The sequence below is a fragment of the Clostridium estertheticum genome, assembly GCF_018861295.1.
GTDB classification, from domain to species: Bacteria; Bacillota; Clostridia; order Clostridiales; family Clostridiaceae; genus Clostridium_AD; species Clostridium_AD estertheticum_D.
The window spans coordinates 161,465-176,423 of the sequence record NZ_JAHLDM010000005.1 but is presented as its reverse complement, the minus strand read 5'-3'; the positions used below and the strand labels follow the sequence as shown (position 1 = coordinate 176,423).

Genomic DNA, 14,959 nt, shown 5'->3' with positions numbered 1-14,959 from the left:
AAACTTTTAACTAATCGATATTCACTCATATTATTTGCTAGCATACAACTCAACTATTTTTAATATTACATCAACAGCCTTTTCCATAGCAAATGTAGGTATAAATTCATATTTGCCATGAAAATTATGTCCACCAGCAAATATATTAGGTGTAGGTAGTCCCATAAATGAAAGCCTGGCGCCATCTGTTCCACCTCTAATAGGTTGCATTATAGGATTTACCCCCACTTCCTTCAAGGCCAAAAACGCTGTATCTACTATATGCTTAACTGGCTCTATTTTTTCCTTCATGTTAAAATATTGATCCTTAATTTCTAATTCAACTGATGCGCTACTGTATTTGTCATTTAATTTATCAGCTATATTTTTAATAAATATCTTCCTATTTTCAAAATTTTCACTATCAAAATCTCTTATGATATATTGAAGTTTTGTTTCCTCAACCTCACCATTAATACTAATCAAGTGATAGAATCCCTCATACCCTTCTGTAGTTGCTGGAGTCTCGTTTTGTGGCATTGAGTTTATAAACTCATTTGCAATAAGCGATGAATGAATCATTTTTCCCTTTGCGCTGCCTGGATGAACGTTTCTTCCGTGAATAGAAATTTTTACTCCTGCAGCATTAAAGTTTTCGTACTCTAGCTCACCAATAAGTCCACCGTCCATTGTATATGCAAAGTCTGCACCAAATTTTTTCACATCAAAAATATCCGCACCACGACCAACTTCTTCATCTGGTGTAAATCCAATACGAATTTTACCATGCTTAATATTAGGATTCTGCATTAAATACTCTGTTGCTGCCATTATCTCTGCAATTCCCGCTTTATCATCAGCCCCTAGAAGTGTTGTTCCATCTGTTGTAATAATAGTTTTCCCTATGTAATTCTTTAATTCCGGGAAATCCTTTGGAGATAATACTATATTCTTTTCTTTATTTAATATAATATCTTCTCCATCATAATTGTAAACAAATTTAGGCTTAACGTCTTTACCAGAGATATCTGGTGCAGTATCCATATGAGCTATAAATCCTATAGTCGGTACTATTTTTTCTACATTAGATTCAATAGTTGCCATTACGTAACCATTATCATCTACGCTTGCTTCCTTTAGTCCCATTTCTTTTAACTGCATAACTAATTCTTTAGCAAGTACCATTTGTCCAATTGTACTTGGAACAGTTATTGATTCCTCATCAGATTTAGTATCATAACTTATATATTTCAGAAAATTTTCTACAACTTTTGACATATTGCCATCTCCCTATTTTTTAATGATTTATTATTCTTTTTTTAAAAAATTATCAATCAATTTTTCTGCCATTCTCTTTTGCATATTTGCTTTATTGGTAAGCAACAGGATCATTAATATTAATTCTAATAACTCTCCGCCTTCTTTTCCCATTTCTTTAATTTTTTCTTTTATAAATTTAGCATCTTTATCTATATCTCGTGCAAACTCTTTATTTTGTACCTCTTTAATATCTAAAAAATCATTATATAAATCACCTAATGGTACACTTATGCTTTGTGGGGCTTTTATATCAATAATAGGATCAAATAAAGTATTAATATCACTAATTGATATAGTTTGCTTCAAATTATAAATAAGTGTAAGTAAAATAATATGCTCATTAGTATATTTTTTATTTTTCGCTGGCATCAAAACTTTACCTTTAGTGTAGTTGTTAATCATTGTTTTTGTAAGGATTTTATCCTCTTCATTTCTTTTAAGACTTCCAAGCTTTTCATTAAAAAAGGTTGTAACCTGATCCATATATAAGTCCACACATGGTATTTCTACTAAACTAATATCTTTTGCACCTATAATTTCTTCAACCAGTTTACTTAAAGTTTCCTCATTATAATTCATTCACTCCACCTCACCTTCATTATATAGCATTAATTACACTGAATCTATAATTACCAGTATAATTATATAAAAAGAAAGCACATATTAGCATAAATGCATAAATCTTTGATAAAAGATTTTAAAACATTTTAACCAATATACACTTTCTTTATGTATCCTTAACTATTCTTCTTTCACTGATATCAAATCATCTCCTGGGTCGCTGAAATATTAACGACTTCAGAAGGAGATTTATATTCCCACTAAAGTTTTCTATTTGTTAGGGTATATAACTCCCACTTATAGAAGTGGGAGACTTTCCTTCTGAAATGTCATTAAGAAAGCTCCTTATTATTATCTGTAATTATAATAATCACTTAGATTTCCCATTTAAAAATTCGCAATAAGGTGCTATAGGACATACCTCACAATTAGGTTTCCTAGCCTTACATATTTCTCGCCCATGCCATATAATAAAATGATGAGCATCACTCCACATTTTTCTTGGAATATTTTTCATAAGCTCTTGTTCTACAATTTCAACAGTTTTCCCCGAGGCAAGTCCAATTCTTTTCGAAACTCTAAAAACATGAGTGTCTACAGCAATAGCTGGGATTCCGAATGCATTTGATAGGACTACATTGGCAGTTTTTCTCCCAACTCCTGGAAGCTGTATTAGTTCTTCCATAGTACTAGGCACTACGGCTCCATATTTTTCTAATAAAAGTTTTGTAGCACCCAAAATGTTTTTGCTCTTATTGTTATAAAACCCACAGCTCTTAATTTTTTCTCCTAGTTCTTCTTTTGATAATGTAATCATAGCCTCTGGAGTATTATATTTTGCATATAGCTTCTTTGCAACAACATTAACCCTTACATCTGTACATTGTGCTGATAATATTGTTGATACTAAAAGTTCATAATGATTTGTAAAATCAAGTCCACACTTTACACCTGCATATGTTTCATTAAGAATTTCAAGAACTACTTTAATAGTTTTTTTATTTATATAAATCACCTACTTATTTTTATCTATTTATTTTGAGAATATACTCCCCTATACTGCTCAGGAAGAAGCACTGCTATACCCGACATTATTTCATTCATAACTCTATCATAGTATTCATCGCGAGCTTCATCTTTATCTTTACTTGGAATCATAATAGAATCACCAATACTAATATTTACATCAGCATGATGAAATTTTTCTAACGCCATATCACTTTCATCAATTGGTAATAACTTTTCTGTTCCCCAAATACCCATTGGAAGAATTGTCGCCTTTGATAATTTAGCCATTAATATAAGACCTCTCTTACCCTCTATCATCTTTCCACTTCTACTTCTAGTTCCTTCTGGAAACATCATAATATTATTACCTTGTTTTAGCGTACTTACTATCTTAGATATAGCGTCTTTATCTGGTGAATTAGGATGTACTTGTATAGTTTTCGCTACAAAAAAACCTAACTTAGTAAGCCTATTATCCGTTAGCTTTACCCCTGCAACAAAAGTTACATTATTATCCTTTAATAGCCTGTTCATAATTATGCCATCTGCATTACTTAAATGATTGCATATGAAAATTATGGGCGCCTTTATATCCTTAATTTTCTCCATTCCGTGAGTTTTAATATTTGCATATTTGTTAATATATGAATCTAATAAATATTTTGCTATAAATGATACAACCCTATCTGGCAAAATATTTATTATTCCTAACATAGATTTCGAAAGCATCTAAATTCCACCTTTCATAAATAATGACTATAGAAATATTATAATTTGAAAAACTTTAAAAGTCTATAATAATAATCTCTTATATAAGGTGATGTATCCTTCTGCAGGGCTATAATTTCAACTTTTTCAATAATAAACGCATTAATAATTGCATTCCTTTTAATAATATTTTTACCTCTCCATCCACAAGAAGTTGTTTTGTACATATCTTTAAATAATTTATTATCAATATTCATCAATACCTTAAGCTCAGGTGTTTTCATATGTTCATAAGGTTTAAATTCTTTAATAAGACTTAATTCAACCTTTTTATTGTATGGGCAAACTTTCTGGCAAGTATCACAACCAAATAGCCTTCCATCTAGTTTTTCAAACCATAAGTCCTCTATATCTTTTTTCTGAGTTATATAGGACAAACATATATTAGAGTTATTATTTATTCCAACTTTCCCTTTAACTATAGCACTTGTAGGACATGATGACAGACATATTTCACAATCACCACATTTTTGCGTAACGCTTTCATCTGGCTCTATCACTAAATCCGTTATAATTTCTCCTAAAAAAACATATGATCCATACCTCTTCGTTATTAACATATTATTTTTTCCTATGAATCCTAATCCACAAAGGCTTGCGATATACCTCTCAGGCAGCGCATTACTGTCTACAAAATACATAGCTTTTGCACCCAGAGACTCAATATATGTACAAATCTTTTTCATGTATTCGATTAATACAAGGTGATAGTCTCTTCCCATAGTATAACTTGAAAAATATACCTTTCCACTTATATTGTTATCATATAAATATGGAAATGCAATAGAAATTATAGTTTTCCCATCTTCCATATATATAAATGGATTTATCTTTTTATCTAACTCTTTCTCTTCAAACTCATTTTCTAGACCTAGTTTTTTTCTCTTATCAAAATAAGGATTTAGCTCATGAAAAATCCTACATTCGCTAAACCCTATAACATCTAAACCATTTATGCTGCAAAACTTAATTATATCATCTTTAACACTCATATTTTCATTCCCTTTATATCACCATATCATTGTACATTCTTTTAGTATTGCCTGCGTAGTCTTTAATCTCAATTATTGTTAATTCATTTACAAAAATAACTCTAGCAGGTATCCCTACAGCAGTGGCCTTTGGTAATACATCTTTTAAAACTACAGCATTTGCACCAACTTTGCTACCTGTACCTATTTTAATGGGACCAAGAATCTTTGCACCGGCGCCAACTATAACATCATTTCCTAAAGTAGGATGTCTTTTACCAGTGTCCTTGCCTGTTCCCCCTAAAGTAACTCCTTGGTACAAAGTTACATTGTTTCCAATTTCCGTAGTTTCTCCAATGACTACTCCCGTTCCATGATCTATAAAAAATCCTTTTCCAATCTTAGCCCCTGGATGAATTTCTATTCCAGTAAAAAATCTAGCTATTTGAGATATAGCTCTAGCTAAGAAAAATATTTTATGATTATATAACATATGGGCTATTCTATATACTATTACAGCATGAATACATGGATATAATAATATTACTTCAACCCAATTTTTAGCTGCTGGATCCTTTTCTAATATATTATTTATATCATATCGTAACGTTTTAAACATACATTAATTCCTCCTATAGAATTATAGTTTGTAAACATACAAATTCATATTTTTAAATATGAATTTATATGTTCTTAAACCCTCACATTAGTCTATTTCTATGTGCTTTTTATCTATAGAGTAGAAATAAATGTTTATATCTTACCCTAATTAGTCATAAATACCCATTGAAATATACTTTTCTCCACCGTCTGGAGCAACTGTAACAACTTTTTTGCCTTTACCTAATTTTTTAGCAAGTTTAATTGCTGCTGCAACATTAGCTCCTGTTGAAATTCCTACTAATATACCTTCCTCTTTAGCAAGCCTTTTTGCTATATCGAAAGCCTCTTCATCAGTTATTTGCATTATTTCATCAATTACACTACTATCATAAATATCTGGTGTAAAACCTGCTCCTATACCTTGGATTTTATGTGGTCCTGGTTCGCCACCAGATAATACTGGCGATTTTGCTGGTTCAACTGCAACAACTTTAATTTCCTTATTAAATTCTTTTAATCTTCTGCCTACTCCAGTAATTGTTCCACCAGTTCCGACTCCTGCTACAAAAACATCTACATCTGCTATATCACTAAAAATTTCTTCTGCAGTAGTTTCATAATGTTTTTCTGGATTTGCTATATTAACAAATTGTTGTGGTAAAAAGAATTTAGAATCTCCGTCTGATATTTCTTTTGCTTTATTTATAGCACCCTTCATTCCCTTTGAACCATCTGTAAGGACAAGTTGTGCGCCATATGCTTTTATTAAACTACGTCTTTCAACACTCATGCTATCTGGCATTACAATAATTACATCATATCCCTTAATTCTACCAATCATCGCTAAAGCTATTCCCATATTTCCACTAGTTGGTTCAACTATCGTAAAACCTTCCTTTAGTAATCCTAATTTTTCAGCTTTTTCTATCATACCAAGAGCTGCCCTATCTTTTATACTTCCAGCTGGATTATATTTTTCTAATTTCACATATACATCAGCTATGTCACCACTCACTAGTTTATTCAACTTTAAAACCGGTGTTCCACCTATCATATCTAAAACATTGTTATACATCATAATAATACCCCCCAATTTAAAATAAATAATTTTCCTTTAAAAGCTATCCATACTTTTGCATTTGTATAATCTCATAATATGAAAAAGTGACACATATTTGTTTATTTTTGTAATATTTCATATGTTTTTGGGTACAAAAAAAACTTCCTCTATTATTAGAGACGAAGTTTTACTTCGTGGTCCCACTCTAAGTTACAACCACCAAAATGATTATAACGCCACTTTTTCAAGCACAACGGTATGCTCTATCACTATAACGGGTGAGTCCCGATGCAGCCTACCAGAGGCAAACAATAATAAATAACAACATCTTTTACTTGTTATAAACTATTGCATGACTTGTTCGGTGCATAACTCCAAAGGGCACTTCATATAATTTTCCTATAAGAGTCTTCTCAACTTTGGACTCTCTCTCTGTAAATTCTTCCTATATTACTTTCCTTCTTCTTAGTATTTTCTAGTATTTCCTAGTATTTCAGTATGAATTACTTTTCTTTATTATATTCTTAACATTAAAATATGTCAATAGTATTTCTGTTGTTTTATTAAATCTCAGAGTTGTTTGCATATAGTGATGCACTTTTGCCTATAGCATAGCTTTGTTTTACCACACTTTCATGAAAATTATACCCCTGAACTACCCCTCCACACGCAAAAATACCACCTATGTTTGTTTGTGAATTTTCATTCAATTTAATTCGTCCTGTTGATGAATTAACTACTATCCTAGCTTGCTTTGCCAGTTCATTATCAGGATATAAATCTACTGATAAAAGTAATGCATCACAAGAAATACGTTCCTCACTGCCATTTATAACTTCATTATTACTATCAATCTTTACTAAAGTAATACCTTCGATTCTACTTTTCCCTTGAATATCAACAACCTTATGCATCATTTTTAATGGTATATTGAAATCCTCTAGTGAATCACATAATTTTTTATCAACTGCATCAATAACGTTTTTGCTCTCAATTACTGCCTTAACATTTGCACCTTCAATTGTTAGCCTTCTCGCTACTGTTAATGCAATGTCTCCTGTGCCTAATATAACTATTTCTTTTCCTGGCATATAGCCTTCAATATTTACAAATTTCTGTGCACACCCTACAGTGTAAATACCTGCACATCTGCTACCTGGCAGATTTGAAAATCCTCTTGGCCTCTCTCTGCATCCTGTAGCAATTATTATAGTTTTCGCACAAATTTTGAAAGTTCCAATCTCAGAGTTCACAACATTGATCTCTTTAGTATCACTTAAATTTAAAGCAGTAGTGTTTAATTTATATGAAATATTTAGTTCCTTAATTTTATCTATAAACTTCTGTACAAATTCTGGTCCCGTCAAATCCTCACTAAAAATATTTTTACCAAATCCATTATGAATACACTGATTTAAGATTCCACCTAATTGTTTTTCTCTTTCTAAAATCAAAACTTTACCTTCATAATGTTCTTTAGCTGAAATAGCAGCTGCAAGGCCTGCTGGACCGCCTCCAATTACTACTATGTCATATTGTTGCATTATATACCTCCAGTTGCAGGCATCTTAACCTGTTTCTTATTTTTGAAATAATTAATATTAAATTTAACACTTTATTATAATAAAACGTAAAAACCCGTGAAAATAATTTCACAGGTTTTATCTGGCAGGGGTAGTAGGACTCGAACCTACAACCAATGGTTTTGGAGACCACTACTCTACCAATTGAGCCATACCCCTTTATTAACTTTTAAGACGAAAAACATAAAACCTAAAACATAAAAATGGCAGGGGTAGTAGGGCTCGAACCTACAACCAATGGTTTTGGAGACCACTACTCTACCAACTGAGCTATACCCCTAAAATACATTTAAATCTTATCACGTTTTATAATAAAATGCAAGAGTTTTTTATATCTTTAACGACATTTCACAAGGTTAGTCTCCCGCTTCTATAGGTGGGAGTATAAATCTCCTTGTGAAGTCGTTAATAATGTAGCTCCGCAGGAGATGATTTAGCCCTTTTCTTTTTTTATGTTTTAGGATAAAATATTTAATGAGGTGAAACTTATGGAATACATAGTAACTACAGTTGACGAAACTTATAAAATAGGAGAGTTAATAGGCTCACTTGTGAATTCAGGTGACATAATTTGCTTAATTGGTGACTTAGGCACCGGGAAAACTCATTTAACTAAGGGAATTGCTAAAGGCTTAGATATTAAAGACAATATTACAAGTCCTACTTTTACTATTGTAAATGAATATACTGGAAGATTAAAATTATATCATTTTGATGTCTACAGAGTAAATGACCCCGATGAAATAGAAGCTATAGGCTTTGATGAATATATATTTAGTGATGGAGTTAGTGTTATTGAATGGGCTAATTACATTGAAGAAATAATTCCACCAAACAAATTAACCATAACTATAGAAAAGCTACCTGAGCTTTGCGATAATTATAGAAAGATCAGTATTGAGTATTCTGATAAAAGATACGATTATGTAAAGGAGATAATACTATGAAAATTTTAAGTCTAGATTCTGCCACGCAATCTGCAACTTGTGCAATCCTCGACGATAACAAAGTCCTTGGTGAAATAACCTTTAATTATAAAAAACAACATTCCCAAATACTCATGCCTATAATTGATGAATTATTCAAAAATACGCAAATGAGCATAGATGATATTGACGCGTTTGTAGCCTCAAAGGGACCCGGTTCCTTCACAGGCCTTAGAATAGGTATGGCTACCATAAAAGGACTAAGCCAAGGCACAAATAAGCCCTTTGTGACCGTATCTACCTTGGATTCTTTAGCATATAACTTAGCTTATACGGATGGAATTATTTGTCCTATACTAGATGCCTTAAGAGATAATGTTTATACCGCTCTTTATACCTTTGAGGATAAAAAACTTAATCGTATCAGTGACTACATTAATATATCAATAGACGAATTAATAACTATGCTTAAAGATAAGGATTGTAACATATCCTTTGTAGGAGATGGGACCTTAAAATTCAAAGAAAAACTTATAACAAATTTACCTAAGGTAATTTTTGCACCGGATCATCTAAATCTAGCTAAGGCAACCTCTCTTGGAGAATTAGGTCTTAAGCTTTTATCTAATGGAACTTTTGATGACATATATGCATCCGTCCCTATTTACCTACGCAAACCTCAAGCTGAGCGTGAGTATGAAGAAAAGATGAGGCAAAATAAAAATGAATAACGACTTTAAAATTTACCCAATGGATGAATCATCTATTAAAGCCATACTCAATATTAGTGAGTTAAGCTTTCCTATTTCCTGGAGCTTAGACTCACTCCAAAGTGAACTAGATAATAAGTTTGCTAAATATGTTGTATTAAAAAAAGGTAATACAATAGTAGGTTATGGCGGAATGTGGGTAATTATAGATGAGGCTCATGTAACTAATATTGCAGTTCACCCCCAGGCTCGTGGCAATGGAGCTGGCAATATTATTGTTGAGGCTTTATTTAGGATTTGTAGGAAACATAAAGTTACTGCAATAACCTTAGAAGTTAGAAGTTCAAATTTTATTGCTATAAACTTATATGAAAAATATGGTTTTCAGCAAGAAGGTTTAAGGCGTAATTATTACGAAGACAACGGCGAAGATGCTGTAATCATGTGGAATCGTAACCTATGAAGTTTCTCCTGCGCGACTCCAAATAAGAGCTTGAAACATGAAATTTCATTAAGAAATTCTAATCTTTTGTAAGTAAAAATTCTCTAACGCTCACATTCGGCTTGCAGCCGGTTCGCTAGCCTTCCTTTCAGGAAGTCTCACGAGAATTTTTACCTACAAAAGAAGAATTTTAAATGGAATTCCAATTGTTTCTGCTCTTCTTATTTGGAGTCACTTTCGGAGAAAGTTCATACTGCTATGCATATCTATATAGTAGGTAGAAATACAAAAGACTAGCAAATAAATGCTAGTCTTTTGTATTTCTATTAATAATTCTGTTGTTTACTTCTGTATTTACTTTCTATGTGTTCTTTATGAAGCATAGGAGAAACACTCTTATATAAGGCTAAAGTCATTCCAGATAATACTATTCCTTTAAGAATATTAAAAGGAAGAATCATCCAAACAACAAAAGAATTTAAATTTGTAATGTTATGGTTTATTTTTGATCCCGCCGCTATAATGCCAGTTATTGGGAATTTTAATACCGACTCATATAAAGGTAATATAACAAAATAGTTTAATATCGATGCAAAAATTGACATAACAATTGTTCCTATTAGCAATCCAACAATGGCTCCACCCTTACTTTTACGAATCTTATATATATACCCAGAAACTAATACTAAACATGAACCTACTAGGAAATTTGCGAATTCTCCTACTAGCGCAGTACTACTTGCAAACACTCCATGTAATATATTTTTAACAAGTTCAATAATAACTCCTGCTATTGGCCCTAATGCAAATGCCCCTAAAAGCGCTGGTAAGTCACTAATATCTATTTTTAGGAATGTAGGAAATATAGGTATTGGTAATTCAATGTACATTAAAAGAAAAGCTATAACAGCTAAAAGTGAAATTTTGATCATTTTAATAAGTTTTTCGTCTCTCATTTTTATACCCCCTATTTAAATATATCTTTAAGGGATGGATATAATAAAAGCCCTGATATATAACTATATCAGGGCGAATTCACATATATCACATCTTCTTTTATCCAGACTTTACTGTCGGCTTCGGGATCTGATCAGCACCTAAAGGTGCTGTGTTAATGACTTTGGAAGGAAAAACGCCTTCCAAAATGTCATTAAACCGAATCTGCCTTTACGGCTCGCGGGCTTTACCGCCGGTGGGGAACTTCGCCCCGCCCTGAAGATTATTAAATTTTATTTTATAATTTGATTATATACACGTTTTACAAAAAAAGCAAGATATTCATTACTGATTTTTCATTGATAATGATATTCTTTTTCTTTTCTCATCAACTTCAATTACGCTAACTTCTACTATATCTCCAACACTAACCACATCTAATGGATGTTTTACAAATTTATCTGATAGTTGACTTATATGCACTAATCCGTCTTGATGAACTCCAATATCAACGAATGCGCCAAAATCAGATACATTCCTAACTGTCCCCATAAGTTTCATGCCTGGTTTAAGATCCTTCATTTGAACTACACCTGTCTTTAATATTGGTTTTGGTAATTCCTCTCTTGGATCTCTACCTGGCTTTTTAATTTCTTTAATAATATCTCTAAGAGTTGGAGCACCTGTTTCTAATTTTAATGCAAGTTCATTAAAATTAATGTCTTTTATCCTCTCATCCATATCCTTGAAATTTAAAGATTTAAGATCTTCTTTTGTATAGTTTAAAAAATCCAATAATTTTTTAGTAGCATTATAAGACTCGGGATGAATTGAAGTGTTATCTAAAAATTCATTACTCTCCATAACTCTTAGAAAGCCTGCGCATTGTTCATATGCCTTTGCCCCGAGTCTTTTAACCTTTAACAATTCTTTCCTAGCCTTGAACTTACCATTTTCTTCTCTATATGCTACAATATTTTGAGCAATAGCAGCATTTATTCCCGATATGTATGCAAGAAGTGCAGGCGTTGCAATATTAAGATCTACACCAACAGCATTAACACAATCCTCAACAACTCCTTTTAAGGATTCATCAAGTTTCTTAGGTGCTACATCATGTTGATATTGACCAACCCCAATAGCTTTAGGATCGATTTTTACAAGTTCTACTAATGGATCTTGAAGCCTTCTGCCAATGGAAATAGCTCCTCTAATTGATACATCTATGTCTGGATATTCTTTAGATGCAAGCTCTGACGCTGAATACACTGATGCTCCTGCTTCTGATACTATAACATAGTACAAATCTCTTGAACATTCCTGCTTAAGTTCTGTAATAATTTGGGCTAATATTTCTTCTGATTCACGACTAGCCGTTCCATTACCAAGTGACACTACTTCTACATTATCTTTAATTACTAAATCTTTAATAATAGCTATAGATTTTTTAACGCCATCCTGACTACCAGCAGTCGCATATACCGTAGCAATATCTAAAACCTTACCTGTCTCATCAAGCACTGCTATTTTACACCCAGTTCTAAATCCAGGATCAAAACCTAGCACCACTTTCCCTTTTATAGGTGACTGCATTAATAAAGCCTTCAAATTAGCTTTAAATATATCTATTGCTCCTATTTCACCCTTTTCTGTTAATTCAGATCTTATTTCTCTCTCAATTGATGGGAATATAAGTCTTTTTACAGAATCAATTATACTTAGTTCTATAAATTTATCTGTTTCACTATTACCCTTTAAGCATTTATTTCTTAAATAATCAATAATTTTATCATTATCAGCCTTAATTTTCACAGAAAGTATCTTACTTTTCTCCCCTCTATTAATAGCAAGAATTCTATGTGGCGGTATAGTTTTAATTCCTTCTTTATACTCATAATACATTTCAAATGGAGTAGTTTCCTCAGAACTTCCCTTAGTTTCTACGCTTCCAAAGTTATGTACTTGGCCCCTAATCCACTTTCTATAATCAGCTTCATCTGAAATCATTTCACTTATTATGTCGCCAGCACCCGCAAGTGCATCTAAAGCATTACTCACTAATTTATCTTCGTTTGCAAACCCCTCTGCATACTCATTTATATCACCTTTAAATTCACCACTAAAAATAGTTTCTGCCAGTGGCTTAAGACCCTTTTCTATTGCAATTATAGCTCTTGTTCTTTTTTTAGGCTTATATGGTCTATATATATCCTCTATTTCTGTAAGCGTCTCAGATTTATTTATTGATTTTTCAATTTCTTCAGTCAGTTTTTCTTGTTCACCTATAAGACGTATTACATCCGCTTTTCTTTCCTCTAAATTTCTAAGATATATTAGTCTCTCTGTGAAATTTCTAAGTATTATATCATCAAGTCCACCAGTTCTCTCTTTTCTATATCTAGCTATAAAAGGAACTGTATTCCCCTCATCTAATAATTGAATTACACTTTCCGCCTGCTCCATAGTTATTGCAAACTCTTTAATTAATCTACTATTTATATTCTCCATATTTTTTGGCTACCTACAAATCATCATAAACAAAATAAATATCAATCTGTATGTTAGTTTATTTATTATCTTATGACTAATAGCCAATCCTCCTCACATAATTTATATTTTTAAGCTTAAACAGCTAAAATTAACTTATTTAATCATACCACGATTTCTACCCGCATATCTATATAGAATATAGAAATTTTTAGGAGAAATTTATGAAAAAACTAATTAGTTTGTTTTTTTTAATATTTTGTCTTTTATTATTATTTTATAGTGCGCATATGTATTATACCTTATACAGGTTCAATCCTACAAATGTAGACCAAAATATAAAGTATATTTCATCCGACCAATTTAAAGGTAGATTGCCTGGCACTTTAGAAAATCAAGAAATCGCTACATACATTAACACCGAATTGAAAAAGAGCGGATTAAAACCTTATAAAGGTAATGAACTTCAAAACTTCAAGGTAAAGTATCCTAAAACAATTAAAGGTAGTCCATATTTAAAAGTATCCGGTAAAGACGGAATTTTAATAAAAGATTTTGTTTATAGCAAGGATTTCAAAGAAGATATGGTAAACTTTCGAACAAATCATTTAACCTTTAACAAAGCTAATGTTACCGAAATAAATAATAACTACATAAAAGTAAGTACAGCGGACGGCCCGTTCATATTGTTTGTTCCCCCTAACAATGATTTATCTTTTAGAAGTTCTTTTATTAGTGGATCAAAGTACAACATGTATATTATGGTCACTAAGCAATCCCTTACAAGACTTAAAGATTTAATAGGCAAAGATAATATAGTCGATTGCTTTGTTCCATATGAGGTCTCTGAAACCACTGTAAGTAATGTTATGGGCTATTTAGAAGGCACGGACACATCTAGTCCTCCAATAATCATTTCCGCGCACTTTGATCATATAGGCACAGATTTAAATGGTACTATATATAATGGAGCTCTAGATAATGCATCCGGACTTTCTTTTATGCTAGAAATGAGCAAGTACTTAACTTCACTTGGCAAACCAAATCGTAGCATTCTTTTCATAGGCTTTAATGCAGAAGAATTCGGTTGCTTAGGTTCATCTCAATTTATCACAAAATATAAAGCTTATATAAAAAATAGTAAAGTTTTTAATTTCGACATGATTGGAAGTAATAATCCTATACCTCTATGCATCATGGGGTCAAAAAATGATACAACTAAAACGCCTTTTATAAAATCAATTTCAAAGACATGTGAAAGCGAAAAAATCTTTTTCAATTATCTTTTTGAAGATGCAAGTGACCACGAGAGCTTTAGGAAGCAAAATATTGACGCTATAACATTTTGTGACAATGATATGACGCGTATACACACACCAAAAGATACTTATGCTCATATAAGTTTAACTGCCATAGAAAGATGTTATAATGTAGCATCTAATGCTATAGTTAAATGTACCTTTAATGGAGACTTCATTATCTTATATTATAAAGAATGTTTTCTTATTTCTATAATTGGGATTATAATATTCTCTTTGCTTTATAATAGGAGCACTAAAAACACTTAATAGATATTAAGAATAATCACGAATTGTTTCTTGACAT

14 protein-coding genes, 2 tRNA genes and 1 riboswitch are annotated in these 14,959 nt (G+C 31.8%); of the genes, 4 read left to right on the top strand and 12 right to left on the bottom strand.

Annotated features, from left to right (window positions below):
- Nucleotides 1–30: 30 nt before the first annotated feature.
- The 10 genes from pepT to KPL54_RS07595 form a co-directional block, all read right to left on the bottom strand.
- Nucleotides 31–1,257 (bottom strand): peptidase T, encoded by a 1,227-nt coding sequence (pepT, locus tag KPL54_RS07640; protein WP_216106001.1) that lies wholly within the window; start codon nt 1,255–1,257, stop codon nt 31–33.
- A 30-nt stretch (nt 1,258–1,287) separates the two neighbouring features.
- Nucleotides 1,288–1,878, bottom strand: coding sequence for a DUF1836 domain-containing protein (locus tag KPL54_RS07635; protein ID WP_216106000.1), 591 nt, complete (start codon nt 1,876–1,878; stop codon nt 1,288–1,290).
- Nucleotides 1,879–2,230: 352 nt separating this feature from the next.
- The gene (nth, locus tag KPL54_RS07630; protein WP_216106034.1) at nt 2,231–2,866 is read right to left on the bottom strand and encodes an endonuclease III; all 636 of its coding nucleotides are present in this window, start codon (nt 2,864–2,866) and stop codon (nt 2,231–2,233) included.
- Nucleotides 2,867–2,889: 23 nt separating this feature from the next.
- A complete protein-coding gene (locus KPL54_RS07625; protein ID WP_216105999.1) occupies nt 2,890–3,597 on the bottom strand; it encodes a lysophospholipid acyltransferase family protein in 708 nt (235 codons plus the stop codon).
- A gap of 38 nt (nt 3,598–3,635) precedes the next feature.
- Nucleotides 3,636–4,628 carry a tRNA epoxyqueuosine(34) reductase QueG gene (gene queG, locus KPL54_RS07620; RefSeq protein ID WP_216105998.1) on the bottom strand — a complete coding sequence of 331 codons (993 nt, stop codon included), beginning with the start codon at nt 4,626–4,628 and terminating at the stop codon, nt 3,636–3,638.
- A 13-nt stretch (nt 4,629–4,641) separates the two neighbouring features.
- Nucleotides 4,642–5,226: a serine O-acetyltransferase EpsC gene (gene epsC / locus KPL54_RS07615; protein WP_216105997.1), complete on the bottom strand. Its 585-nt coding sequence runs from the start codon at nt 5,224–5,226 to the stop codon at nt 4,642–4,644.
- A gap of 150 nt (nt 5,227–5,376) precedes the next feature.
- On the bottom strand, nt 5,377–6,288 hold the full coding sequence (cysK, locus tag KPL54_RS07610; RefSeq protein WP_216105996.1) for a cysteine synthase A: 912 nt from the start codon (nt 6,286–6,288) through the stop codon (nt 5,377–5,379).
- 545 nt (nt 6,289–6,833) lie between these two features.
- On the bottom strand, nt 6,834–7,814 hold the full coding sequence (locus KPL54_RS07605) for an NAD(P)/FAD-dependent oxidoreductase (RefSeq protein WP_216105995.1): 981 nt from the start codon (nt 7,812–7,814) through the stop codon (nt 6,834–6,836).
- 122 nt (nt 7,815–7,936) lie between these two features.
- Nucleotides 7,937–8,012 (bottom strand) — tRNA-Trp (locus tag KPL54_RS07600).
- Between the two features lie 45 nt (nt 8,013–8,057).
- Nucleotides 8,058–8,133: transfer RNA gene (locus KPL54_RS07595), tRNA-Trp, on the bottom strand.
- Between the two features lie 208 nt (nt 8,134–8,341).
- Between KPL54_RS07595 and tsaE the strand changes: the two genes are divergently transcribed.
- Genes tsaE through rimI form a run of 3 tightly spaced genes read left to right on the top strand, consistent with a single transcriptional unit; the run spans nt 8,342 to nt 9,952 of the window.
- Nucleotides 8,342–8,800 carry a tRNA (adenosine(37)-N6)-threonylcarbamoyltransferase complex ATPase subunit type 1 TsaE gene (gene tsaE, locus KPL54_RS07590; protein ID WP_216105994.1) on the top strand — a complete coding sequence of 153 codons (459 nt, stop codon included), beginning with the start codon at nt 8,342–8,344 and terminating at the stop codon, nt 8,798–8,800.
- The gene (gene tsaB, locus KPL54_RS07585; protein WP_216105993.1) at nt 8,797–9,510 is read left to right on the top strand and encodes a tRNA (adenosine(37)-N6)-threonylcarbamoyltransferase complex dimerization subunit type 1 TsaB; all 714 of its coding nucleotides are present in this window, start codon (nt 8,797–8,799) and stop codon (nt 9,508–9,510) included. Before tsaE ends, tsaB begins: the two co-directional genes overlap by 4 nt.
- A complete protein-coding gene (gene rimI / locus KPL54_RS07580) occupies nt 9,503–9,952 on the top strand; it encodes a ribosomal protein S18-alanine N-acetyltransferase (RefSeq protein WP_216105992.1) in 450 nt (149 codons plus the stop codon). The genes tsaB and rimI overlap by 8 nt, the downstream gene beginning before the upstream one ends.
- Before the next feature lie 305 nt (nt 9,953–10,257).
- On the opposite strand, the gene KPL54_RS07575 is transcribed toward rimI, so the two are convergent.
- Together KPL54_RS07575 and KPL54_RS07570 are read right to left on the bottom strand one after the other, a co-directional pair.
- Nucleotides 10,258–10,887: an ECF transporter S component gene (locus KPL54_RS07575; RefSeq protein WP_216105991.1), complete on the bottom strand. Its 630-nt coding sequence runs from the start codon at nt 10,885–10,887 to the stop codon at nt 10,258–10,260.
- A gap of 88 nt (nt 10,888–10,975) precedes the next feature.
- Nucleotides 10,976–11,155: riboswitch (FMN riboswitch) on the bottom strand.
- Between the two features lie 57 nt (nt 11,156–11,212).
- A complete protein-coding gene (locus KPL54_RS07570) occupies nt 11,213–13,375 on the bottom strand; it encodes a Tex family protein (protein WP_216105990.1) in 2,163 nt (720 codons plus the stop codon).
- Nucleotides 13,376–13,578: 203 nt separating this feature from the next.
- On the opposite strand from KPL54_RS07570, the gene KPL54_RS07565 reads away from it, so the two are divergent.
- Nucleotides 13,579–14,922 (top strand): M28 family metallopeptidase, encoded by a 1,344-nt coding sequence (locus tag KPL54_RS07565; protein WP_216105989.1) that lies wholly within the window; start codon nt 13,579–13,581, stop codon nt 14,920–14,922.
- The last annotated feature ends 37 nt before the right edge of the window (nt 14,923–14,959 follow it).